Genomic DNA, 22,956 nt, shown 5'->3' with positions numbered 1-22,956 from the left:
GTTTTCAATGAAAAATTGTGATTTTTTCTTGGTTTTTTAACGAAAAAGTAAGGCTGAAATACTGGGGAAACACTTTGAATTTGCAAACCAAAAGTCGTATTTTAGTCTTTTAATTCATACCCGTCCTGTGCGGGCATAAGCTCGCGGTATAAGCGTGAAAAACTGTAGTCGCTTGGCGCGCATTGGCATTGCGCGTCGGCGCCTGACCATCGGCGTCGCTACCCGTGTGATGACGGGCGTGGCGCCTGCCGTTTAAGCACGGCTTCCAGTGAGAGCTCTCATGCAAGCTTGATGAGACCCGCCGTGGTAGCGGTAAATCCGCAGGAGCGGTAGAAGCCGGTCAGGTGCGGCTCGAAATCGACATGCAGCCACTCAGCGCCGCGCTCCCGCGCAACTCTCGTCGCTTCCCTGACCAACCGCGTCGCAATTCCCTGGCGGCGCATGGCGGGATGAACTGAGGGGTCGAGGATGAAGGCATGAATGCCGCCATCCCAGGCGACGTTGACGAAGCCGACGAGTCTGTCGTCGTGATAGGCGCCGATATGGGCAAGGCTGCGGGACAGAATGCGGGAGAAATCCGGTGCTTTAGGCGTGCTCCAGGCGGCCGACCAGAGGGCGTTGAGTTCGGCGGCGGAGGGGAAGGGGTCGATGCGAAGTTCGGGCATGGGTGATTTCCGATTCGATTGTCGCGTCGCTTGCCGGACGTGTTTTTCTGCCAATTCCGCTTGCTTCGCAATGGGATCGATCGCTGGTTCTGGCCATTCTCTTGGTCTCAACACGAGGGCGCCCCCTTCTCCCCTTCATTCGAGGCCCGCGAAGAGGCATTTCTGAACGGGCACAACTGACGCTTGGTTGACGACATCGCTGTCGAGAACATAATCGGAACATCTAATACTCCATCGACAGAGAGCACGATGTGCGGACGCATCTTCGTTAAAACCTCGCTTGAAGAATTGATCAGCAATTTCGCCTTTGCGGTGAAGGGCGGGGATATCGACGGGCTGGGAAATCGCTTCCCCCGCTGGAATGGAGCGCCATCGCAGGATTATCCTATTATCATCAGGGATATCGTGCGCGAACCCGATACGTCCGGCCCCATATTCGTCACCGCGCGCTGGGGTCTGATGCCGTCCTGGGCCAAGCCGGGCGGCCGGCCGCCGCCGGTCAACATCCGCTGTGAGACCATCGCTTCCAACGGCATGTTCCGTTCGGCATACCGGTCGCGGCGCTGCCTCATTCCGATCAATGGCTTCTTCGAATGGAAGGACATTCACGGGAACGGCAAGAACAAGCAGCCCTATGCCATCGCCATGACGGACGGGTCGCCTTTTGCGCTCGCCGGCGTCCGGGAGACGTGGACGGATGAGAAGGGCGTGTCCATCCGCAACTTCGCCGTCGTCACCTGTGAGCCGAACGAGATGATGGCTGTGATTCATGACCGCATGCCGGTGATCCTGCATCGCGCGGATTACGAGCGGTGGCTGTCACCTGAACCGGACCCGAACGATCTCATGAAACCTTTCCCGGCAGAGCTGATGACGATGTGGAAGATCGGCCGGGATGTCGGCTCTCCTAAGAATGACAGGCCGGAGATCATCGAAGAGGTCGAGGACGATCCGGAACCGACGCTGATCTAGAGCAATGCCGGCAAAAGCGTATGGCAATTCGCCGGAATTGCTCTGATTTTACCGGCTCGGGCGGAGCCATACACGAAACCATGCGGCAGAGACATCCTCGCGAGGAGAGGAAACGCATGCAAGACAATATCGGAACGCTTCTCAGGTCGTTCCTCAACAATGCCCTTCGCAAACAGCCTCAGCGTCGCATCCGGGATTTCGGCGGCTATGAGGTCGGCAAGCGCCGAAAGCTCCATGTCATCGAACCGATCGCCCGGGATACCGCAGATTTTCTCTGCACCTATGTCCGCATCAGGCTGCGCGGCGAACCGGCGAGCAGGGAAGGCGTCGCCTCCGCCGTGGCTGCAGCCTTGAAGAATGTCTCCGATGAGTTGGCGTACAAGCTGACCTGGCACAGTGACGAGGCGTGGAGCACCGTTTGCAACTCGGTCGCGGAGTTTCTGGAAGGCTGCCTGCAGATCGAGCCGAAACTCTATGACGGCTCGCTGACGGCACAATCGGATTATAACGGCTGGAAGAGCTGGGAGATGGTCATCAGCGGTGAGACGCCGCGGGGGAGATGGCGTCACTCGTGGAAGGAGAAGCCCGGCGACGATTTCATCGGCTTCTACGGCGATGCCTGCATGGGGCGGATCTTCAAGATCGATCTGACGGGGTCGGACGAACGCTGGTACTGGCTGATCGCCGCCGACGGCAGCCCTCGACGCGGATGGCCGGCGGCGGGGTATGAGGCGAGCGCCAGGAGTGCGGCCTGTCGGGTGGAGCGGATTTACTTTGCGCTGGTGGCGGGGACGGGGAGGACCGGTTTTGGGTGAAAGTGGGTAGGGTCGTTCGCTGCGTTGGTAATCTGCGGAGTGGGCTCCGTCACTCAGCGCCGCATTCGCCTTACCGTCCCGGCCGCCCAGTCTTCCCCTTCGTCCGCCCCTTGCGCTTCTGCTCGCCTGGGTCCTCGTAGCTCCCCACGCCTGTCTTCCCTCTGACCACCGGTCGTACATCATCGCGTTCCGGCTGGCCTTCGAGCAGTGGCGAAAACCGCTTCGTTCCCTTGGCGGCATCGGGCTTTTCCGGCAGGTGGCCAATGATCGGCTTTTCCGTGCGGCCGACGGTCATTTCGTCGAGGTCGTTTTTGCGGAACAGGCTCTTCTTGGCGGGTTCGGCGATGTCGCGGCCCATATCGTCGAGATGGGGTTTGCGGAAGAGGGGCGTGGTGGTGTCTGTGCCCGGGCCCATGTCGTCGAGGCTGGGTCTTGAGAAGTAGGAGGGTGTGGCCCCCTCATTCGCCCTGCCGGGCACCGACCCGGGTCGAGCCGCTTGTCTCGACCCGTCCTCCGGACCCCCGGTGGGGAGAAGGGATTCGCGGGTCGCTTTGGCGTTCCGTCTGACGCCTTCCATGGCCTTCGCTTCTTCTCTCGCCATCGGGTCGTCCATGACCGCCAGTTCGGCGGCCTTCAGGCGTTTGATTTCGTCGCGGAGGCGGGCGGCCTTTTCGAAGTCGAGGTCGGCGGCGGCGTCGCGCATGCCCTTTTCGAGCGCGTTGAGATGGGTCTGCAGGTTGTTGCCGACGAGGTTGCCGCCATCGGCGAAGCCCTTGCCCGACACGCCCGAGATATCGGCGCGGACGTGATCGCGTTCGTAGACGCTGTCGAGGATGTCGGAGATCCTGGCCTTGACGGATTCCGGGGTGATGCCGTGCTCGGCGTTATAGACCATCTGCTTTTCGCGGCGGCGGCCGGTTTCCTCCATGGCGCGCTTCATCGAGCCGGTGATCTGGTCGGCATAGAGGATGACCTTGCCGTCGACGTTACGCGCGGCGCGGCCGATCGTCTGGATCAGCGATGTCTCGGAGCGCAGGAAACCTTCCTTGTCGGCGTCGAGAATTGCGACGAAGCCGCATTCGGGAATGTCGAGGCCCTCGCGCAGCAGGTTGATGCCGACGAGCACGTCGAAGGCGCCGAGGCGGAGATCGCGGAGGATCTCGATACGTTCAAGCGTGTCGATGTCGCTGTGCATGTAGCGGACGCGCACGCCCTGTTCATGCAGATATTCGGTCAGGTCCTCGGCCATGCGCTTGGTCAGCACGGTGCAGAGGGTGCGGTAACCCTTGGCCGCAGTCTCGCGGATTTCGCCGAGCACGTCGTCGACCTGGCTGCGGGCCGAGCGGACCTCTACCGGTGGGTCGATCAGGCCTGTCGGGCGGATCACCTGTTCGGCGAAGACGCCGCCGGACTGTTCCATCTCCCAGCCGCCCGGGGTGGCTGAAACGGCGATGGTGTCGGGGCGCATGGCGTCCCATTCCTCGAAGCGCAGCGGCCGGTTGTCCATGCAGGAGGGCAGGCGGAAGCCGTATTCGGCCAGCGTTGCCTTACGGCGGAAGTCGCCCCGGTACATGCCGCCGATCTGCGGCACGGTGACATGGCTTTCGTCGATGAAGACGAGGGCGTTATCGGGGATATATTCGAACAGGGTCGGCGGCGGATCGCCGGGGTCGCGGCCGGTGAGGTAGCGCGAATAGTTCTCGATGCCCTGGCAGGAACCTGTGGCTTCGAGCATTTCTATATCGTAGCGGGTGCGCTGCTCCAAGCGCTGGGCCTCCAGCAGGCGGCCGGCCTTCTCAAGCTCGGCCAGGCGCAGCCGCAGCTCTTCCTTGATCGACTTGATGGCGCCGTTCAGCGTCGGGCGCGGCGTGACATAGTGCGAATTGGCGTAGATCTTTACTGATTTCAAATCGCCGACCTTCTGGCCGGTGAGCGGATCGAACTCGGTGATGGCGTCGATCTCGTCGCCGAACATCGAGATGCGCCAGGCCGCGTCTTCCAAGTGGGCGGGGAAGAGCTCGATCGTGTCGCCGCGCACCCGGAAGGAGCCACGGGTGAAATCCATGTCGCGGCGCTTATATTGCTGGGCCACGAGATCGGCCAGCAGCTGGCGCTGGTCCAGCCGATCGCCGACCGACATCTGGAAGGTCATCGCCGTGTAGGTCTCGACCGAGCCGATACCATAGATGCAGGAGACCGAGGCGACGATGATGCAGTCGTCGCGTTCGAGCAGCGAACGCGTCGCCGAGTGGCGCATGCGGTCGATCTGCTCGTTGATCGAGCTTTCCTTCTCGATATAGGTGTCGGAGCGCGGCACATAGGCTTCCGGCTGGTAATAATCATAGTAGGAAACGAAATATTCCACCGCATTGTCGGGGAAGAAGTTCTTGAATTCGGAATAGAGCTGGGCAGCCAGCGTCTTGTTCGGCGCCAGAATGACGGCCGGGCGCTGCGTCGCCTCGATCACCTTGGCCATGGTGAAAGTCTTGCCGGAGCCGGTGACGCCGAGCAGCACCTGGCTGCGGTCGCCATTCTCCAGGCCCTCGACGAGATCGCGGATGGCTGTCGGTTGGTCGCCGGCCGGCTCGTAATCCGACTGCATGCGGATCTGGATGCCGCCTTCGGATTTCTCCGGCCGGGCAGGGCGGTGCGGCATCCAGATCTTGCCGTTCTTGTGCAGCGGGTTGCCGCTCTCGATCAGCGCCGACAGCGCCTCGACGGTGGCGGTGACGGCGGTGCCTGCCTGCAGCGAAGAGGCCTCCTCCAGCGTCGTATTCATACCGGCCACAGGATTGAGCCCGGCGGCGGCGCGGGTCTTCGGGTCGGTCGAGCCGCCCATCGAGGTGCCGCGGGCGCTCTTGCTCGCCGTTGCCTTGTTGTTGACGCTGACGGCCTCGGAATGCTTGCGCGCCTCGTTCTCCACCTTCTTGCGGTGCTTGCCGGCCTTGGAGGCGATTTCGCTCTGCGACTCGACGCCCGCCGCCTCGGCATCGGCCTCCAGCTGCTTCACCCAATCGGCAACGGAGCCTGACAGGGGAGCGCCCTCGAAGGACGATTGAGGGGCTTCTTCGAAACCATTCGAGGCGGGGGATTTCTTCGGAGATTTGGCCATGGCGCGAATATGGAGAGAGTCAGCACGAAAGGGAAGAGGGAAGAGTACAAAAGGGAAACGAATGAATCGTTCGGATTTTCGCAACAATGCGGCCGTTGCGGGGCATTATTCCATTTTGCCGGGTTCAAGTTTTGCCGGAATAAAAGTCTGTGGTTGAAGGATATGTCGCCTCCCGCACTGCGCGCGGCAGTGGTACAGCTACTGCGGGAATTGGGGACCATTCATGAACAAGATCATTATCGCATTCGCGGCGGCAGCGGCGCTGGCCAGTTGCGCCAAACGTCCTGACGCCATCGTGCAGGCCGATATTCCGATGGCGGCCTATACCAACCTCAGCTGCCAGGCGCTCGCAGTCGAACTCAAGAAGGAGCAGGTCAAACTCGACGGCCTGTCGAAGCAGCAGATCAGCGCTGCGAACGGCGATGCCTTCGGGGTCTTCCTCGTCGGCGTCCCGATCGGCAGCGTTGCCGGAGGGGACAAGGAAGGCGACGTTGCCGTTTCCAAGGGCAAGGTTTCCGCCATGCAGTCCGCCGGCATGAGCAAGGGCTGCAAGTTGCCCGGCTGACGGACGGGGTTTACGAGGGGTCACTTTGCGTCCAGGTTGCGCAATTCGCCCTGGGCGCCGTCATATTCCAGGAATGTGGTTGGGCAGGATGATAAGGCGGCCTGATAAGGCTCTCCTGGTCGCTGGCGCGAGGCGGTGCGCAGCAGCGGGCGGATGCAAAACGCTTGTCTCCTCCAACGTCTCTATAGCGCGTGGCACTCCGACGCCCGCCATCTGAGGCGCGCAACCCATGGTGCTAGCCTCGAAGAACATGCCGCAGCGTCGCTTCCTGCAGCTACATGACCGGCAAAGATGCGTCACGAATCTGTGCTGGAACCGAAATTGCCACCTCGCATTTCGTTTCTTTCACTCCAGCTCAGGTGCTCCTGCCATTAGTGACCATTCCGCCTTCTGGAAGAAACCGATCTCGATCGATCTTGATACCGGCGAACGGCTGGTTCTCCGCTCACCGCAGGATGCGCTCTACGCACTTGTCTCCGACTGGCCGGTCAATGGCGGCGTCCATCAGCAGCGGGCGATCGATTTCTGCCGTGCCTGGCTTGCCGGGCGCATGCCGGCCGAGACGGTGCGGCAGGCTTTCATCCTTGCGGCGCTGGAAGCCGGCGTGGCGATCGACGATGATGATCAGACGGGGGCCGGAAGTCCCGTTTCAAACTCGCCGGTATAGAGGAAGCGACGCAGCCGTATTCACCCGTCACGCGGCCACCTGCGCCGCGTCAACAATATTCATACTCATGTATTGCAAATAATATTCCCGCTGTGTTTGTAGGAATGCGCAGCGTTTTTCACGCTCCGATTCTTTGGAGATCCGACTGAATGAGAATAAAACTTCTTGCTTTCGCTGCCTTGCTGATGTTAGCCGGCTGCAACGCCCCCGTGTCACAATCCGTTGCAGATTCCCAGCGCCCTCCCTCGAATGACGTCCGGCAGAACTTCGTCAACATTGTCTTCAAGAGAACTTACAGACACGAAGCGGGAGAAGTCGTTTGGGCCCGGATTTCGAGCGTCGTGCTGCTCGATCCCGAGAAGAAGATCTATGCTTATTGTGTGCGGATAGTGCCCAAGCGCGGCTGGGGCGACTGGGCCTATCTCGGCGTCTCCTTCACAGATGGCCAAATCCTGGGCGCGACGGTGAACGACGATCGCTGCCACGACAAGCGGCTGCGTTACTACCCGTTTCCTGAGATGAACGGGATGAAAACCTGACGAAGGGGCGAGGGCGGCACGATACTCGCTGTTTGCAGCCCTCGCCATTCGAAAATCCGATCCTTCGACCTAGATCCAGGAGCTGCAATTGAATGAAGATTAAATTCCTTGCCTGCGCTGCCCTGCTGGCACTGGCCGGATGCCAAACTCCGGTGCCGCAATCCGTTGCGGATTCCCAGCGGCCGCCTTCCAATGCAATTAAACGCGAGTACGTCGACGCTCTGCGGGGAACCATTAAATCGGGGAACTTCGTAAAGGCCGAGATTTCCAGCGTGGTTCTGCTTAATCCGGAAAAGCAGATCTATGCTTATTGCACGCGTACGACGGAACGTAGCAATCCAAACTGGTCCTATATCGGCCTGGGCTTGCAACACAACATGATACTGTACCTGAAAAAGAACGACTCTCGCTGCCACGATAAGCGGCTGCGATACTATGATTTTCCGGAATTGATTAGCATGAAGTTCTGAGCAGAGGCGGGCTTTTGCCAATCTCGCCGGTCCCCTTCCTGATGCCGTCAAAAACTACAGATCCGTCACGCAGCGCCCGTTGAGGGGTTGTCGTCGAATGTGTTGGGCGATCGAAATGGTGGATCGGCAGGTCGGCGACGAGTTCCGGGGGGTAGCCGCTGGTTGACGGCCATGCGGCCGTAGCCGTCTTTTGCAGGCGCAGGCCGGGCAGAACAGGATTTCGAGCGGCGGGTTGTCCTTGCCGGAGTGGTGTAGGCGGTCTCCGCCAAGGGCGATGCGCTCTCAGCGTCCGCAGCGTTGCTCCATTTCCTGCCGGAAAGTTAAATGCATCGCGGAAAAATAGAAGGCGGTGTTTTAGAAGCGGACCGCGCACCCCGCAGTCCGCGTAGCGACGATGACAGGTGCCTCGGACCCGCTCAACCCGCGAGGACCATCCTCACAATTTTCTCACGCGAAGACGGCTTCCCTGGAATCATCCACTGTCGACGCCCTGCAGTACCATACGAGCACGACAACCGATCCAATGGGAAATAGCAGTGCGAGAAGCTGCCACCATCCGCTTCGGTTGACGTCGTGAAGACGTCGGGCGGCCATGGCGATCGTCGGAAGAAGCGTAGCCAGCGACCAGATCCGGCTCAAGGTTTCGGTCCGATCCACGACATACAAAGCGATGGCGACGAGAAAGACGAAGAGCGTCGAATACCAGAATTCCGAACGGCTCGCTCTGCCGCTGAAGTTCACATAGTTCTTGAAATAGCTTCCAATCGCCTGGCCGAAACCCATGGCCGGCGGCCGGCTGCCGAAGCGGTTCGGCCCAACCAGCGGTTTTCTGAAGACGAAGAACAATGGCACGCCGAACAGGATCAAGACGATCAACCAGTGAAACAGAGAAAAACTGCCCATGAGATACCCCAGCTATTAAAATAGCTTAGAGATAGGCGATGTTTGTTTCCGGAGGATTAACCGGCTGGTAGCCGAATATGTTTCGCAATCACAGCGTGAGAAACTGCGGCTGCCATGGTGGCGGCGGGATGATGCTTTGAGAAGACCGCAATCGCCGTCGCTCACCGCTTGACCAGCACCCGTGCCTGAACCGGCTGCTCGATGCCCTTCAGCGAAAGCATGCGCGTTTCGGCGCCTGCCGCGAGATCGGCAGCCTTCGCAGCCGTTTCCGCCGAGATCAGAATCTCGCCCGCGGCGGCCTGGGATTCCAGCCTTGCCGCCTGGTTGACGACGCCGCCGATTGCGGTGAAATCGCTGCGGAAGCTGGAGAATTCGCCGATCTGGACTTCGCCGGAATGGATGCCGACGCCGACGCCGAGGGTGCGGCCGGGCAGGGCGTCGAGCGCCAGGCCGTTCAGCGCCGCGGCGCAGTTTCGCTGGATTTCCTGCGCGGCCAGGATCGCGGCGCTGGCGTGATCTTTCCTCACAATGGGAAAATTGAAGATCGCCATCAGGCCGTCGCCCATCTGCTTGTTGACGATGCCGTCATGCGCCCAGATCGCCTGCGCGCAGCGATCCTGGAACAGGCTGACGATCTCGCTCAGCTGCACTGCCTCGATGCGCTCCGACAAATCTGTGTATCCCCGGATATCGGCAAACAGGATGGTGGCGTCGACGGTGATCTGGCGCTGCTTCTTGACATATTGGAAGGAGCGCTCGCAGATCGTGCAGATATCGGGGTTCATCTTGCTGCGGGTAATGCCCAAGGCACGGAAAGGCAAAGCGAGCGGGCCGCCGATCGGGATCGGCATATGCATCTGATCCCAGCAGCCGCGGCAGATCCTGGCGCTGCCGTGCCTGGTCGATTCACTGGAAGAGGCTGTCGTCATATCGAACAATCCGTCGCCCAGAGCATGGTGGCGAAAGGTGTGAGCGGTTTTCTTATGACATCATGCTCTAACTGTTTAATTTAGAACAGGATGATTTTGGGTCCACCCAGCTTAAAATCATCCTGTTCTAACCTAAGAGCAAGCTTCCGATACTCGCCTTTGGCGACTCTCCCGATCATCGCCATTTCTATCGGGTAGATCGCCGTCCAGTCGAATATCGCACCGGCTCGACGATCGCATTGCGCCGGGACCTACTGCAGTATCCGCCGATCCATCCGAGAGCTTCGCCGCCCAACAACTCGTCGGCGATATAGGCCGCGTACAAGGGAACCGACGAGGGCGAGCAGGCCTTTCCAGATGAGATCCTTCGTCCTTGCTGAACTCCAGGTCGACCGATGGCGGTCTTGGAAACGGGCGGAGCGAGTACTTCGCCCACGGGCTCGCAAATGGCAGGGCTGCCGATGAGACGGCTTACGGAATAGCGCCACACTTGTTACTCCCACTGGCCGAGATCCGCTGCCAGACTATCTCCTGCAACAGTGACAAGCAGCGGACGGAAGCGCCCTTTGCATCCAGAGGCGCGGGAATCCGCCGCAACCAGGAGATTTCAAAATGACCACAACAGAGAACGGCGGACAGATGGCCATGCACACACCCGCAGTCGTGTCGCAGGCAGCCTGGGAAGCTGCCTGGAAGCAGATGCTCGTCAAGGAAAAGGCTCAGAGCCGCGCCCGCGACGCGCTTGCCGCCGAGCGCCGGCGCATGCCGTGGATGGCGGTGGAGAAGGACTATGCATTCGAAGGGCCGCAGGGCAAGGTCAGCCTGCGCGACCTGTTCGAGGGCCGCCACCAGCTCATCCTCTACCGCGCCTTCTATGAGCCTGGCGTCTTCGGCTGGCCCGAACATGCCTGCCGCGGCTGTTCGATGGTGGCCGATCAGGTCGCCCATGTCGCCCATCTCAATGCCCGCGACACCACCCTGGTCTTTGCCTCGCGGGCGCCGCAGGCCGACATCGCGCGGCTGAAGGCGCGGATGGGATGGACGACGATCCCGTGGGTTACGATCACCGACAGCTTCGACAAGGATTTCGGCGTCGACGAGTGGCACGGCACCAACGTGTTCTTCCGCGACGGCGAGCGCATCTTCCGCACCTATTTCATCAACAACCGCGGCGACGAGCAGATGGGCGGCACCTGGAACTATCTCGACATCACCCCACTCGGCCGCCAGGAAGTCTGGGAGGAGTCGCCCGAAGGTTATCCGCAGACCCCGACCTATAAGTGGTGGAACTGGCACGACAGTTATACTGCCGATGACGAGCCCGACAAGAAATGGGTCGAGGTCTCCGACGCCGGCGAGGCGGCGTTCCGGGAGGAAAGCGCCAAGGGGAAATCGTGAGAGCTGGCGCGATGATGGAGATCTAAGATTGCCTCGGTTGCCTTGCCGGCCACTGACCAAGCATAGTGGCCGGCGAGACTGAGGGGCGATGATGAGATTGCATGCGTTTGTTTTGATGATGCTTCTCGCACCGGCGGCGGCGCATGCCGAGAGGCGCTGCGGCTGGCTGGACAATCCTTCGACGGCGAACTGGTCGCTCAAAGATGCCGACGGCGGCTGGATCATCGTGGAGAATGGCAGCGGCTACAAGGCCGAAGGAATGGACAAGATCCCCGACCTTACGGCCGGCGAATATGTCTACACCAATGCCACGCACGGCTATGCCTGCGCCTGCATGGACGTGGAGATGGACGGCGAGGGAGGGATCAGCCGCATCCATTCCGTCCGGCAATTGCCGCTGTCCCGATGCCGGAACGACTCCGCCATCGGCTGGTTCCTGCGCAGGGACGAGTAACGTAGACACCTGAGCGAAGGGCGCTCATTAACCGAGGCTGGTGCGCCTCGGTTTGTTCGGCGTCGGCCTATCTCCCTCGGCCGGAACGCCATCGTTGAGAGGGCATGCCGAGCGACGGGGTCCGACTCTGTGAAAGAAATTCAATGCAAGGTGGAAACATTCCTGCGCAGTCGGCGTTGTACCCGCTGCCTGGGGTGTGCCCGCGGTCCGATAAGGGAGACTTGTCCATGAAGGTCATGATCGTTGAAGATGAGAATATCATCGCTCTGGAGCTGGAACGCATCGCTCAAGAGGCCGGACACCAGACTATCGGGCCAGTTTCGACGGTGGAGCAGGCGCTTGCCTACGCTCATAGAAGCGATGTGGCGCTCGTCGATCTCAGTCTCTCCGATGGGGCGAGCGGCGCCCAGCTGGCGCGCCGGCTGATCGACCGCCACGGCGTGGATGTCATCTTCGTGACCGGCAGTCCGGAAAATGTCGGCCACGGTATCGAAGGGGCGCTCGACGTGATCTCCAAGCCCTTCACCGACGAGAGAATCGTCAGCGCGCTCTCGCGGGCAGAGGCGGCCCGACGCAGAGATTTCGATAACAGCAAGGCGGCGGTCTGATCGGGAGATTGACAGGCGCCAGAGCCCGGGGCTGCTTTTGCTTTTCGCTTTCGCGAATTTGAATGTTGCGCTGCGGCAAAAATCTCGTCTATACCACCGGCATTCACCACGGACCCGGTGAGACCCCGGGTGGCTCTTCTGGCCGCCGATCCGCCAGACAACGCAAAACCGGCATGCCGTCACGCGACCGCTCGACAGAGTGCGTCGGGCCTGCTTTGCGAGACTTCAACAGATGCTGCTTTCCTCCATCCGTCGCGATTGGTCCGCCAATCCCATGCGCGAAATGCTTGCCGGCGCCGTGGCGACCTTCGCCCTGATCCCGGAGGTGATCGCCTTCTCCTTCGTGGCCGGCGTCGATCCCGAGGTGGGGCTTTACGCCTCCTTCGTCATCGGCATCGTCATTGCATTTACCGGCGGACGGCCGGCGATGATTTCGGCGGCGGCCGGGTCGGTTGCACTGGTCGCAGCACCGCTGGTGCACGCCCATGGACTGCCCTATCTGTTTGCGGCCGGGCTGCTGGCGGGGCTGCTGCAGATCGCGTTCGGGCTGCTGCGGCTCGGCGTGCTGATGCGCTTCGTCTCAAAGTCCGTGCGCACTGGCTTCGTCAATGCGCTTGCCATCCTGATCTTTGCCGCGCAGATGCCGCACATCATCGGCGCCGGCTGGATGGAATATGCCGTGCTGGGTGCCGGGCTTGCGATCATCTATCTCACGCCGCGCATCACCACAGTGATCCCGTCGCCGCTGATCTACATCCTGATTCTCACCGTCGCCTCGATCGGGTTCGGGCTTCCCGTTCTCACTGTCGCCGATCTCGGCAAGCTGCCGGATTCGCTGCCCGTCTTCGGGTGGCCGGCGGTGCCGCTGACGCTGGAAACCCTCCGGATCATCGCCGGACCAGCGCTTGCCATCGCCATGGTCGGGCTGTTGGAATCGATGATGACCGCGAGCGTCGTCGACGATCTCACGGACACGCCGAGCTCGAAGAACCGCGAATGCACCGGGCTCGGCCTCGCCAATGCGGCCGCAAGCCTGTTCGGCGGCATCGCCGGCTGCGGCATGATCGGCCAGACGGTGAGCAATGTGAAATATGGCGGCCGCGGCCGGCTCTCCACGCTCTTCGCCAGCGCTTTCCTGCTGATCCTGATGGTGCTGCTGAAGCCCTGGGTCTCCGAGGTTCCGGTTGCCGCGCTGGTGGCGATCATGGTCATGGTGTCGATCGACACGTTCGACTGGTCGTCGCTTCGAGCCGTGGTGGTCCATCCCAGAATGTCGAGCGCCGTCATGGTGGCGACTGTTATCGTCACCGTCTTCACCGCCAACCTGGCGCTCGGGGTGACCGTCGGCGTGCTGCTCAGCGGCGTGTTCTTCACCTTCAAGGTCGCCCGCCTGTTGCGGGTGGAGGTGGCGCCAGACACGGGCGGGCGGATCGCCTACCGTGTGTCCGGCCAGGTGTTCTTCGCCTCCGCCGACGTCTTCGTCGAAGCTTTCGACGTCCAGGATGCGATCGGCAAATCCGTGCTGATCGATGTGTCCGAGGCGCATTTCTGGGACATCACCGCCGTTGCTGCGCTCGACAAGGTGGTGCAGCGCTTCAGGGCGCACGGCATTGCCGTCGAGGTCGCCGGCCTCAATCAGGCGAGCGCGACCTTGATCGGAAGCCTTGATGGCAAGGTGGTGCTGAAGGAGGTGTGACAGGCAGGCGCCACTTCTCTCTTGGCGTCCGGATTGATTGTGGCATCATGCCGGGGATGCTTTCGCAGGAAAGATATTCCAGATGAAGCACACGCTCATTGCCATTCTCTTCACACTCACTGCCTGCGCCAGCGTCGGCGGCGAGCCGCAGCCTGTTCCTCATAGTCTCACCTATGGCGGTAAGGTCGTTCATTCGCCCTATCGCCCGGGAACGGTGGTCAAGCACACTTTTCTCGGCCAGTTCGGCGATCGCGTTTTCGAGAGCTACGTCGTTCAGCCAGACGGAACGCTGACGCTCACATCGCAGAGCACCGGACCGGACTTCCTTTGGCGGTGAACGAGGCCGGCGGCATCGCGGGGGCTAGCGCAAGACGATCGCGAGATCGCTGCTCTCGTTTACCGCATTCAGGCGCTCGGCCGCCACCTGGATGAATGCCTTGACCAGCGGCGACAGATGCTGGCTGCTCGGATAGACGACATGCAGGCCGCCGGCCGGCGTGGTATAGTCTGGAAGAATGCGGCGCAGCCTACCGTTCCTGAAGCAGGATTCGGCGACGGTGCGCGGCAGTTGGGCGATGCCGTAGCCGGCGATCGCGGCGGCCATGACCGCCTGCATTTCATTGGCGGCGAAACGGCCCAATACCGCAACTGTTTCCTGGCCGTGCGGCCCTTCGAGCAGCCATTGCGCCTGGGCGGATTGGCCGGCAATGACGCAGTCGTGGCGGGCGAGATCCGCCGGCTGATCGGGCGCGCCGCAGCGGGCGAGGTAATCGGGGCTGGCGCAGAGAACCCTGTGCGTCGAGCCGAGCTTGCGGGCGATCAGGGTGGAATCTTCCAGAATGCCGGTGCGGAAAGCGAGGTCGATGCCGTTTTCGATGAGGTTCAGCCGGTCGTCGGTCAGGCGCAATTCGACCTTTGCTTTCGGGTAGGTCGCCAGGAAATCGAAGATCGCAGCCGCGAGGAAATGGCCGCCGAAGGCGACAGGCGCCGAGATGCGGATCGTGCCGGCGGGTTCGGCGCGTGCCTCGGCGAGGCGGAGATTGGCCTGTTCGAGGGCGCGCAGCGCCTGGCTGCTCTCTTCGTAATAGAGGCGTCCGGCATCGGTCAGCCTGAGGCTGCGGGTGGTGCGCTGCAGGAGCCGCACGCCGACCTCGCGCTCGAGCGCGGCGATGCGGCGGCTGACCGTCGTCTTCGGCATGGCGAGCAGCCGGGCGGCGGCGGTGAAGCTGCCGGCCTCGATGACGCGGGTAAAGACGGCAATATCGTTGAGGTCGAGCATTGTATTCACCAGTGGCACGATGTTTCCCAACTATAGGTCATTATGGTTCAATGCGACAGGTCTTACCTCTGCCATATCGCCAACGACAAGGAGTAGCGACATGAGCAATACGAGAAGCGTTCTGGTAACGGGTGCGACCGGCCAGCAGGGCGGCGCTGTGGTACGCGCATTGATTTCGCGGGGACATCGCGTCAGGGCGATATCACGCAAGCCGGAGAGCGACGGCGCAAAGCGGCTGGCCGCCGCAGGCGTCGAGGTCGTCGCCGGCGATCTCGATGATGCGGCATCGGTAACGAAGGCTGCGACCGGCGTCGACACGATGTTCCTGATGGGCAACAGCTACGAGAGCGGCACGGACGCCGAAGCCCGCCAGGGCATGGCCGCCGCCGATGCGGCGAAGGCCGCCGGTATCGGCCACCTGATCTATTCCTCCGTCGCCGACGCCGACAAGAAGACCGGCATTCCGCACTTCGAGAGCAAGTATCTCGTCGAGAAACATATTGCCGGGCTCGGCATTCCCTACACGATCAGCGCGCCTGTGGCCTTCATGGAGAATACCGCGGCGCCGTGGGCGATCGACGGGCTGCGCCAGGGCGTCTATGCGGCTGCGCTGCCGCCGGCCCGCGTGCTGCAGCACATCGCCATTGCCGATATCGGCGGTTTCGTCGCGGCACTCACCGACCGGCGCGAAAAGGTGTTCGGCAGGCGTTTCGATATTGCCGGCGACGAATTGTCCGGCGAAGAGCAGGTGAAGGCCCTGTCCGATGTCCTCGGCCGCCCGATCGCCTATCACGAACTGCCGATCGCCGCGATGCGCCAGCAGAGCGAAGACATGGCGCTGATGTTCGAATGGTTCGACCGCACCGGCTACGACGCCGATATCGCCGCCCTGCGCCGCGATTTCCCCGACGTCGGCTGGCACCGCTACGCCGACTGGGCCAAGGGGTTTGATTGGAGTGTGCTCGACAAGGCGGCTGGGTAATACGTTCTCCGTTACGCTGTTGGCGTCCCCCCGATGTCACCAAGCAGCGATGTCGGGGTGCCGTCTGATGAATTCTGAGGGCGGCGGGCAGGAGCGCTGGCGGCCGGTTTCCGAACTCGTCACATGAGGCGTCGCGCTTCGCTATCCTCCAAGGAAGGATTTACTACCTCAGGCGGCGACATCAATCTCCGGGATTTTGTCCAATTCCCCGGCAAGCGCCGGGGCCTGCGTCCTCAGATCATAACTTGCCTGCATATTCATCCAAAACTCAGGCGTGGTGCGAAAGAACTTGGCAAGGCGAAGCGCCGTGTCCGTCGTCACTGCCGTTTCCTCCGATACGAGGCGTTCGATACGGGTGCGTGGGACATTGAGCTTTTTGGCGAGCGCCCCGGCGCTCATCTTGAGCGGGATCAGATACTCCTCGCGGAGGATTTCGCCGGGGTGGACCGGCAGAAGCGTATTGGTCATGTCTGACCTCCTTCGTCATCGGCTTATCGCCGAGTAGCAGGCTACAATTCGCCTAGTGATAGTCGACAATTTCAACGTCTTCGGCGCCATTCTCATTCCAGATAAAGCAAACGCGCCATTGATCATTAATGCGGATCGAATGCTGGCCAACTCGGTTACCCTTCAGGGCCTCCAGGCGGTTACCCGGCGGCGAGCGAAGGTCTTCGAGCACGTGCGCCGCCTCGATCATCGTCAGCTTCCGAATGGCTGGCCTGACGAGGTCAGCCGGAAAGCCCTTCGGAGCCTTGCCACCTGCAACCGCTTCCGTAACGGAGTCTTTATACGAACGGATCACTGCTTGGCTCCTGAATGCCTGTATCATAGCGTGATACGGGCGGGGGTCAAGCAAGATGTATCATCTTATGATACGTTGGGGAGCTCGCCCTATGCCAACGGCGGCACTCTCAACTTCCGCGGTCGACCAGATACTTGCGGCCGCCTGCCGCTGAGCCATATGATCAACAACAGGCCATCGTCCTTGAAGGGGGAGACGTTAATGCCGTCGAGTTTCAATGTCGAAAATGCGGATGGTTATGAACGGCTGATGGGGCGGTGGAGCAAGAGACTGGCGCCGATGCTGATCGATTTCGCCGGCCTTGCGGATGGGGATCGCGTGCTCGACGTCGGCTGCGGCACCGGCAGCCTGACGTTCACGCTCGCCGAAACGGCCGGCCTACGCGAGATCGCCGCCATCGATTATTCGCCCGTCTTCGTCGAGGCGGCGACCCGGCGCAATACCGATCCGCGTATATCCGTCCGCCAAGCCGATGCCTGTGCGCTGCCCTTCGAGGACGGCCGCTTCGACAGGGCAATGTCGCTGCTCGTGCTGCATTTCGTGCCGGAGGCGGCCAAGGCAGTGTCCGAGATGCGCCGTGTGGTCCGCCCTGGCGGCGTGGTCGCCGCTGCCGTCTGGGATCATTATGGCGGCATGTCCGGCATGCGGATGATGTGGGACACGGTTGTCATGCTCGACGAGCAGGCGCTACCGCTGCGCCGCAGATATTGTTTCCAGCCGATGATGCGTCCGGGGGAAATGAAAGAAAGCTTCATCGCCCAGGGCCTGGCCGACGTCGAGGAGACGTCGTTGCTGATCCGGATGGAATACGCTTCCTTTGATGATTATTGGCAACCGATCGCCGCCGGCGAGGGGCCGCTGGGCAAATATGTCGCGGGGCTGGATCCGGCGAAACGAAAAGCCGTCGATGCCGCCCTCCGGGCCGCATACGAAGCCGGTGAGCCCGATGGGCCGCGATCGTTCGCATCGGTGGCCTGGGCCTGCCGGGGCAGGGTGCTGGAGGGCGGATAGGGCGTGATTGGTTCTCCGGTATAAAGGCGAAGTCGGCCACCGGTGGCTGATAGGTGCAAGAAGCATGTTGCGGCGTGTGCTTCGAGCCTCCGGCCTGCGGTCTGCGCACCTCAGGATGAGGGATGTCGGAGGAGGCCGCACTCTGCAAAGCGGCCGTTGGGCGACCGATCGCTGCGTGAACAGATCGGCGGCGCCGACATCGGGCTCTATGCGGCTAGGCGGGTCGGCCACAACAGACTTGAAGGCGAGCCGCTGCGCCCTGCCGACGATCCGCATCGTGACGTGAGACGATCGGTCCATGTCCTGGGACTTGCCGCCGAACGACAGCGTGCTAGGTAGGGCCTGCCGGCATCTCGCCGGATCACCTATTCCCTCCATAGCTCCCGAGTTTTTCCATGCCGTTTTCTCCCGCAGCCGTCTGGCCCGTCGTCATGCTGTTTGCCTCCAACATCTTCATGACCTTTGCCTGGTACGGCCATCTCAAGCACAAGAGCAGTGCTATCTTCCTCGCCATCATCGTCAGCTGGGGAATCGCCTTTTTCGAATACTGCCTGGCGGTGCCGGCCAATCGTATCGGCTCGGCGGTCTATACGACCGCGCAGCTGAAGACGATGCAGGAGGTGATCACACTGATCGTCTTTTCCGGCTTCTCGATCTTCTGGCTCGGCGAGAACCTGACCTGGAGCCATGCGATCGGCTTCGCGCTCATCGCAATCGGAGCATCCTTCATCTTTCGGGCGTAAACATTAGCTTTTTCAGTTGATTACAAATCGTCCATGTCGGGAAAACGCCGCATTTCCTACAGATTCCCGTCGCAATCCGCTGTCAGCCTGTCACTATCTAGTGATCAGGAGTTGACCGGACATGAGTCTCTCTTTCCCGACGATGGCGGCGATCCGGTTCGGCTATGGTTTTCGGCCGGGCGAGGCGCCGCCGCAAAGCAAGGATGAGCTGATCGGCCAGCTCAGCAAAGGGACGGCGGCAACGCCCGACTTTCCGCTCGGCGGTCCTGAGATGCGCCACCGGGCGATCCTCAGCCTGCAGGAGCAGCTGAAGCAGATCCGGGAGGACGCCAAGACGGTGACCGACGATCCGACGCGGCGCGAGATGCGCAAGGGCGTGCAGCGCCAGGCGCAGCAGCAGTTCCAGCACGATGCGAACCTGCGGCTGATGCAGGCGGTGCTGTCGCCCTACGGCTTTTACGAGCGGCTGGCGACCTTCTGGACCGATCACTTCTCCACCAGCGCCAACAAGAGCCTGCCGATGCGGCTCATCGTGCCGCTTTACGAATCCGAGGCGATCCGGCCGTTCATGGCAGGCAGGTTCGGCGATCTCCTGCGCAGCGCCACGGCCCATCCCGCCATGCTGATCTATCTCGATCAGGCGGATTCGCTCGGCCCGGATTCATCAGGCGGCATCAAGCGCAACAAGGGGCTGAACGAAAATCTCGGCCGCGAACTCCTTGAGCTGCATACGCTCGGCGCTGGCAGCGGTTATACCCAGGCGGATGTTACCGCGGCGGCCATGGTGCTGACGGGCTTGACCATCGACCGCAAGGAGATGGACATCGCCTTCCGGCCGAATATTTCCGAGCCCGGCACGCATGAGGTGCTCGGTGTCAGCTATGGCGGGCGCAAGCGCTCGCGCGACGATTATCTCGACATGCTCGACGATCTTTCGGTCCATCCGAAGACGGCGGCTCATATCAGCCGCAAGCTCGCGGTGCATTTTATCTCCGACCAGCCGGACGATGGCATGGTCTCCGACATGGCCGCGGCCTGGAAGAAGACGGATGGTGATCTCACAGCCGTCTACAGCGCCATGCTTGACCATCCCGCCGCCTGGCGCGACGAGGGCGCCAAGGCGCGGCAGCCTTTCGATTATGTCGTTGCCGGTTTGAGGGCGCTGAATGCTGGGCCGGTCAACGGTGTCGTCGGCAGCTTCCTGGCTGCAAACCAGCAGGGCACTGAAGAGGGCGATATGGCGGCGAATACGCCTGGCATGGCAGGATCGCCGGTGACCACGGATCCAGCCGGCGAGGCGAGGGACAAGCGGCTCAAGGCCTTCCGGACGGCGCGGGCGCTGGGACAGGGGGCGCTGAAGCGCATGGGCCAGCCGACCTGGCTGCCGCCGAGCCCGGCCGGTTTCGAGGAGGGTTTTTCCGCATGGATCACCGGCAGCCAGCTCGCCGAGCGGCTGGCCTGGGCACGGCGGGCCGCCACCCAGTTCGGCCGCGACGAAGATCCGCGCGAATTCCTGAAAGCGACGCTTGCGGATGCTGCGCGCGACGAGACGATCCGCGTGGTGTCGCAGGCGCCGAACAAGATCAGCGGCCTGACGCTGGTGCTGGCATCGCCCGAATTCAACCGCCGATAGGAGGCTTTCGCCATGACACTGTCGATGAACCGGATCTCGCTGTCCCGCCGCGGCTTTCTGACATCCGCCTGCTGTCTGGCCGCCGCCCCGGTCTTCACGCCGGTCACCTTCGCGGCGATGCCGGGCGACAACCGGTTCGTCACCATCGTGCTGCGCGGCGCAATGGACGGGCTGGATCTGGTGCAGCCCTATGGCGATGCAGGCTTTGCCGCACTCCGGCCGACCTTGGCGCTGACGCCCGATACCGGGCTTCTCGACCTCGACGGGCATTTCGGCCTCAATCCCGCCGCTGCCGAACTGATGCCGCTCTGGAAAAGCCGGGAGCTTGCCTTCGTCCATGCGGTGTCGACGCCCTATCGTGACCAGCGCAGCCATTTCGACGGGCAGGACATGCTGGAATCCGGTGGCGAACATGTCGCCGAGGAAAAGACCGGCTGGCTGAACCGGGCGCTTGCCGTCATTCCGCGTTCGGATGCGCGCAAGGCGATCGACGTCAACACCTCGACGGAACTGATCCTCTCCGGGCCGAACAATGTCGACGTCTGGGCCTCGGATTCCAATCTGGCGCCGGCGCGCGACGAGATGCAGTTCCTGGCGCGGCTCTATGCGGGCGATCCGCCGTTTGCCGCAGCACTTGCCGAGGCGACGCGGGCCGACGCCGCCTCGATGATGGTGGAGCAGGATGGCCAGCGCGGCGAAAAAGTTGCTGACGTAGCAGCGCTCGCTGCCAACATGCTGAAGGGCGATTACCGTATCGCCAGCTTCTCGATCACCGGCTGGGACACCCATATCGGCCAGGCCGGCCAGTTCAAGCGGCCGGTGGGGGAGCTGGCGCAGGCGATCAACACGCTGAAGACGACGCTTGGCCCCGAAATCTGGGCAAAGACGGTGGTGCTCGCCATGACCGAATTCGGCCGCACCGTCCGCCAGAACGGTTCCGCCGGCACCGACCACGGCACCGGCGGCTGCGCAGTGTTATCAGGCGGCGCCATCAATGGCGGCCGCATCCTCGGCCGCTGGCCGGGCGTCGGTGACGGCCAGCTGCTCGACGACCGCGACCTGATGCCGACGGCGGATGTGCGGGAGATTGCGGCGGCGATGCTCTACCGGCAGTTCGATGTCGGTGTGGATGATCTGACGGGGAAGATTTTTCCGGGGCTGGGGTTTGACAAGGGATCGCAGTTTTTGAAGGGGTGAGGCGGTGGTCAGGCGGCGTGCTCCCTCTTCTCCCCAGCGGGGAAAAGGTGGCCCGAAGGGTCGGATGAGGGGCGGCACGGCACGGCTTTCATTGCCCTTCGCTTGCGCTCAGCGCATTCGCGGCTTTGCCGCTCACCCCCTCATCTGCCCTGACGGGCATCTTCTCCCCGCTGGGGAGAAGGGGGAGCAAGCCGCTGCCCGGCCCTTCGCTGTAGGCTCAGGGCGTTCGTCGCTGCAATCGATTCACTGGATCGATTGCTCGGGCTGCGCCCGACCGCTCCTCACCCCAATACATCATAAAGCCGGAAGATAAAGCTCACCTGATAGACCAGGTTGACGACCACGAAGGTGGTGTGGAAGCGGCGGTTGGGGGTCCAGGCGGCGAGGGCGCAGAGCAGGATGTAAATGATGTTGCGGGCGGGATATTCCCAGCCGAGCGAGAGGATGCGCTCCGGTCCCTTGATCGCCGTGTCGAGGATATCGATGGCATAGGTCAGGCCGAGGATGCTGAAGAACCATTTGCGCCGGGAAATGAAATATTCCTCGTAGCCGCCATATTCGTCGAGGCTCGCCGGAAAGAGCAGGGCGCAGAGCAGAAAAAACAGGCTGCAGAAGCAGACCAGGAAGAGGTAGATGCCGAAGCCGATCGCCGGCACGGCCTGCAGGCGATATTCCCACCACCAGATGTGGATGATGAAGAGGAACAAGGACAACGCCCAGCCGAGGTGGACGGCGTAGACCTTCGCCTTGCCGGGATGCTGGACGATGCCGGCAACGCCGGTCAGCAGCCTGGCCAGCGAAAGGCTGATGACCATGCCCATCACCACCTTGATGTGCAGGAAGACCTCCGGCGAGCCGACCGTTTCCATCCCCAATCCTCCGGTCTGAGCCTGTTACTCCGCGGGCACGACCTTCGGTTTGCCCTCTTCGTCGAGGGCCACCATGATGAAGGTGCCGGCGATGACTTTTTCCATCTTGGCGTAGCGGGAACGATGCGCCCAGGCTTCGACGATGAGGGTGATCGACGTGCGGCCGACCCGGTCGACATCGGTATAGACCGACAGCGTATCGCCGATCTTGACCGGCAGCTCGAAGGCCATCTCCTTGACGGCGGCAGTGACGACGCGGCCCTTGGCGCGCTCGGCGGCACGAATGCCCGATGCAAGGTCCATCTGCGCCATGACCCACCCGCCGAAAATATCGCCGGCCGGGTTGGCATCACCCGGCATTGCGAGTGTGCGCAGCGTCAGTTCGCCTCTCGGCTTGGCGGCATCGGTCATCAAGAGTTCTCCATCTGTACGGGCCATGGGCCGGCGATTCACTGATGAATACCCTAGTGCAAAGGCTGGAGGCTGTAAAAGACGGCTGCGCCGGCTCGATTTAATTTGGTTCGATTTCAAATGGTTGAATCTTACAACCATCGCCTCACCTTACGTTATTTAATCAATTTCTAAATAAACTTTACGCTCCAGTAATTCCGGTCGTTCAGAGTGTGATCGATTTCACATATAAGAAT

The 22,956-nt window shown here is 61.8% G+C and carries 25 protein-coding genes and 1 other annotated feature; of the genes, 16 read left to right on the top strand and 9 right to left on the bottom strand.

Annotated features, from left to right (window positions below):
• Nucleotides 1-278: 278 nt before the first annotated feature.
• Complete coding sequence (locus tag RLEG4DRAFT_RS21950) at nt 279-665, bottom strand: GNAT family N-acetyltransferase (RefSeq protein ID WP_003580000.1); 387 nt, start codon at nt 663-665, stop codon at nt 279-281.
• 249 nt (nt 666-914) lie between these two features.
• Here RLEG4DRAFT_RS21950 and RLEG4DRAFT_RS21945 point away from each other — a divergent pair, with 249 nt between their 5' ends.
• On the top strand, nt 915-1,637 hold the full coding sequence (locus RLEG4DRAFT_RS21945; RefSeq protein ID WP_003579998.1) for an SOS response-associated peptidase: 723 nt from the start codon (nt 915-917) through the stop codon (nt 1,635-1,637).
• Between the two features lie 116 nt (nt 1,638-1,753).
• Nucleotides 1,754-2,452, top strand: coding sequence for a hypothetical protein (locus tag RLEG4DRAFT_RS21940; RefSeq protein ID WP_003579996.1), 699 nt, complete (start codon nt 1,754-1,756; stop codon nt 2,450-2,452).
• Nucleotides 2,453-2,522: 70 nt separating this feature from the next.
• On the opposite strand, the gene uvrB is transcribed toward RLEG4DRAFT_RS21940, so the two are convergent.
• On the bottom strand, nt 2,523-5,564 hold the full coding sequence (gene uvrB, locus RLEG4DRAFT_RS21935) for an excinuclease ABC subunit UvrB (protein WP_003579994.1): 3,042 nt from the start codon (nt 5,562-5,564) through the stop codon (nt 2,523-2,525).
• Nucleotides 5,565-5,787: 223 nt separating this feature from the next.
• Between uvrB and RLEG4DRAFT_RS21930 the strand changes: the two genes are divergently transcribed.
• The 4 genes from RLEG4DRAFT_RS21930 to RLEG4DRAFT_RS21915 all read left to right on the top strand — a co-directional run bounded on the left by RLEG4DRAFT_RS21930 (nt 5,788) and on the right by RLEG4DRAFT_RS21915 (nt 7,805).
• Nucleotides 5,788-6,129 (top strand): hypothetical protein, encoded by a 342-nt coding sequence (locus RLEG4DRAFT_RS21930; protein WP_003579992.1) that lies wholly within the window; start codon nt 5,788-5,790, stop codon nt 6,127-6,129.
• A 229-nt stretch (nt 6,130-6,358) separates the two neighbouring features.
• Nucleotides 6,359-6,796: a DUF982 domain-containing protein gene (locus RLEG4DRAFT_RS47130; protein ID WP_003579990.1), complete on the top strand. Its 438-nt coding sequence runs from the start codon at nt 6,359-6,361 to the stop codon at nt 6,794-6,796.
• A 149-nt stretch (nt 6,797-6,945) separates the two neighbouring features.
• On the top strand, nt 6,946-7,335 hold the full coding sequence (locus tag RLEG4DRAFT_RS21920; protein WP_003579989.1) for a hypothetical protein: 390 nt from the start codon (nt 6,946-6,948) through the stop codon (nt 7,333-7,335).
• 92 nt (nt 7,336-7,427) lie between these two features.
• A complete protein-coding gene (locus RLEG4DRAFT_RS21915) occupies nt 7,428-7,805 on the top strand; it encodes a hypothetical protein (protein ID WP_003579988.1) in 378 nt (125 codons plus the stop codon).
• Between the two features lie 447 nt (nt 7,806-8,252).
• On the opposite strand, the gene RLEG4DRAFT_RS21910 is transcribed toward RLEG4DRAFT_RS21915, so the two are convergent.
• Together RLEG4DRAFT_RS21910 and RLEG4DRAFT_RS21905 are read right to left on the bottom strand one after the other, a co-directional pair.
• Complete coding sequence (locus RLEG4DRAFT_RS21910) at nt 8,253-8,708, bottom strand: DUF805 domain-containing protein (protein WP_003579987.1); 456 nt, start codon at nt 8,706-8,708, stop codon at nt 8,253-8,255.
• A 161-nt stretch (nt 8,709-8,869) separates the two neighbouring features.
• Entirely contained in the window at nt 8,870-9,637 is a 768-nt protein-coding gene (locus RLEG4DRAFT_RS21905; protein WP_003579986.1) for an adenylate/guanylate cyclase domain-containing protein, read from the bottom strand.
• 612 nt (nt 9,638-10,249) lie between these two features.
• Here RLEG4DRAFT_RS21905 and RLEG4DRAFT_RS21895 point away from each other — a divergent pair.
• The 5 genes from RLEG4DRAFT_RS21895 to RLEG4DRAFT_RS21875 all read left to right on the top strand — a co-directional run bounded on the left by RLEG4DRAFT_RS21895 (nt 10,250) and on the right by RLEG4DRAFT_RS21875 (nt 14,130).
• Entirely contained in the window at nt 10,250-11,035 is a 786-nt protein-coding gene (locus RLEG4DRAFT_RS21895) for a DUF899 domain-containing protein (protein ID WP_003579985.1), read from the top strand.
• Nucleotides 11,036-11,123: 88 nt separating this feature from the next.
• Nucleotides 11,124-11,489, top strand: a complete 366-nt coding sequence (locus RLEG4DRAFT_RS21890) for a DUF4087 domain-containing protein (RefSeq protein WP_037093972.1) — start codon at nt 11,124-11,126, stop codon at nt 11,487-11,489.
• Between the two features lie 227 nt (nt 11,490-11,716).
• On the top strand, nt 11,717-12,097 hold the full coding sequence (locus tag RLEG4DRAFT_RS21885) for a response regulator (RefSeq protein WP_003579983.1): 381 nt from the start codon (nt 11,717-11,719) through the stop codon (nt 12,095-12,097).
• A 107-nt stretch (nt 12,098-12,204) separates the two neighbouring features.
• Nucleotides 12,205-12,260 (top strand) — a sequence feature (sul1 is cis-regulatory element that is thought to sense ions involved in sulfur or methionine metabolism; They are found in Alphaproteobacteria).
• A gap of 69 nt (nt 12,261-12,329) precedes the next feature.
• Nucleotides 12,330-13,793 carry a SulP family inorganic anion transporter gene (locus RLEG4DRAFT_RS21880; RefSeq protein ID WP_003579982.1) on the top strand — a complete coding sequence of 488 codons (1,464 nt, stop codon included), beginning with the start codon at nt 12,330-12,332 and terminating at the stop codon, nt 13,791-13,793.
• 82 nt (nt 13,794-13,875) lie between these two features.
• Entirely contained in the window at nt 13,876-14,130 is a 255-nt protein-coding gene (locus tag RLEG4DRAFT_RS21875; protein ID WP_003579981.1) for a hypothetical protein, read from the top strand.
• A 24-nt stretch (nt 14,131-14,154) separates the two neighbouring features.
• Here the strand turns inward: RLEG4DRAFT_RS21875 and RLEG4DRAFT_RS21870 are convergent, their stop codons facing one another.
• Nucleotides 14,155-15,072: a LysR family transcriptional regulator gene (locus RLEG4DRAFT_RS21870; protein WP_037093970.1), complete on the bottom strand. Its 918-nt coding sequence runs from the start codon at nt 15,070-15,072 to the stop codon at nt 14,155-14,157.
• Nucleotides 15,073-15,172: 100 nt separating this feature from the next.
• Here RLEG4DRAFT_RS21870 and RLEG4DRAFT_RS21865 point away from each other — a divergent pair, with 100 nt between their 5' ends.
• Complete coding sequence (locus tag RLEG4DRAFT_RS21865) at nt 15,173-16,054, top strand: NmrA/HSCARG family protein (protein WP_003579977.1); 882 nt, start codon at nt 15,173-15,175, stop codon at nt 16,052-16,054.
• Nucleotides 16,055-16,222: 168 nt separating this feature from the next.
• Here the strand turns inward: RLEG4DRAFT_RS21865 and RLEG4DRAFT_RS21860 are convergent, their stop codons facing one another.
• Together RLEG4DRAFT_RS21860 and RLEG4DRAFT_RS21855 are read right to left on the bottom strand one after the other, a co-directional pair.
• Complete coding sequence (locus tag RLEG4DRAFT_RS21860; RefSeq protein WP_003579975.1) at nt 16,223-16,522, bottom strand: HigA family addiction module antitoxin; 300 nt, start codon at nt 16,520-16,522, stop codon at nt 16,223-16,225.
• 52 nt (nt 16,523-16,574) lie between these two features.
• Complete coding sequence (locus tag RLEG4DRAFT_RS21855) at nt 16,575-16,856, bottom strand: type II toxin-antitoxin system RelE/ParE family toxin (RefSeq protein ID WP_003579973.1); 282 nt, start codon at nt 16,854-16,856, stop codon at nt 16,575-16,577.
• Between the two features lie 201 nt (nt 16,857-17,057).
• On the opposite strand from RLEG4DRAFT_RS21855, the gene RLEG4DRAFT_RS21850 reads away from it, so the two are divergent.
• The 4 genes from RLEG4DRAFT_RS21850 to RLEG4DRAFT_RS21830 all read left to right on the top strand — a co-directional run bounded on the left by RLEG4DRAFT_RS21850 (nt 17,058) and on the right by RLEG4DRAFT_RS21830 (nt 21,440).
• Complete coding sequence (locus tag RLEG4DRAFT_RS21850) at nt 17,058-17,867, top strand: class I SAM-dependent methyltransferase (protein WP_003579971.1); 810 nt, start codon at nt 17,058-17,060, stop codon at nt 17,865-17,867.
• Nucleotides 17,868-18,262: 395 nt separating this feature from the next.
• Entirely contained in the window at nt 18,263-18,610 is a 348-nt protein-coding gene (locus RLEG4DRAFT_RS21840) for a DMT family protein (protein WP_003579970.1), read from the top strand.
• A 121-nt stretch (nt 18,611-18,731) separates the two neighbouring features.
• Nucleotides 18,732-20,243, top strand: coding sequence for a DUF1800 domain-containing protein (locus RLEG4DRAFT_RS21835; RefSeq protein WP_003579969.1), 1,512 nt, complete (start codon nt 18,732-18,734; stop codon nt 20,241-20,243).
• 12 nt (nt 20,244-20,255) lie between these two features.
• Nucleotides 20,256-21,440, top strand: coding sequence for a DUF1501 domain-containing protein (locus RLEG4DRAFT_RS21830; protein ID WP_003579968.1), 1,185 nt, complete (start codon nt 20,256-20,258; stop codon nt 21,438-21,440).
• 281 nt (nt 21,441-21,721) lie between these two features.
• On the opposite strand, the gene RLEG4DRAFT_RS21825 is transcribed toward RLEG4DRAFT_RS21830, so the two are convergent.
• Together RLEG4DRAFT_RS21825 and RLEG4DRAFT_RS21820 are read right to left on the bottom strand one after the other, a co-directional pair.
• On the bottom strand, nt 21,722-22,309 hold the full coding sequence (locus tag RLEG4DRAFT_RS21825) for a hypothetical protein (RefSeq protein ID WP_003579967.1): 588 nt from the start codon (nt 22,307-22,309) through the stop codon (nt 21,722-21,724).
• A gap of 24 nt (nt 22,310-22,333) precedes the next feature.
• Complete coding sequence (locus RLEG4DRAFT_RS21820) at nt 22,334-22,720, bottom strand: acyl-CoA thioesterase (protein ID WP_003579966.1); 387 nt, start codon at nt 22,718-22,720, stop codon at nt 22,334-22,336.
• Between the last annotated feature and the right edge of the window lie 236 nt (nt 22,721-22,956).

It is taken from the genome of Rhizobium leguminosarum bv. trifolii WSM2297 (genome assembly GCF_000271845.1).
The sequence above is the reverse complement of the archived record's forward strand: the minus strand, read 5'-3'. Positions and strand labels throughout refer to the sequence as shown.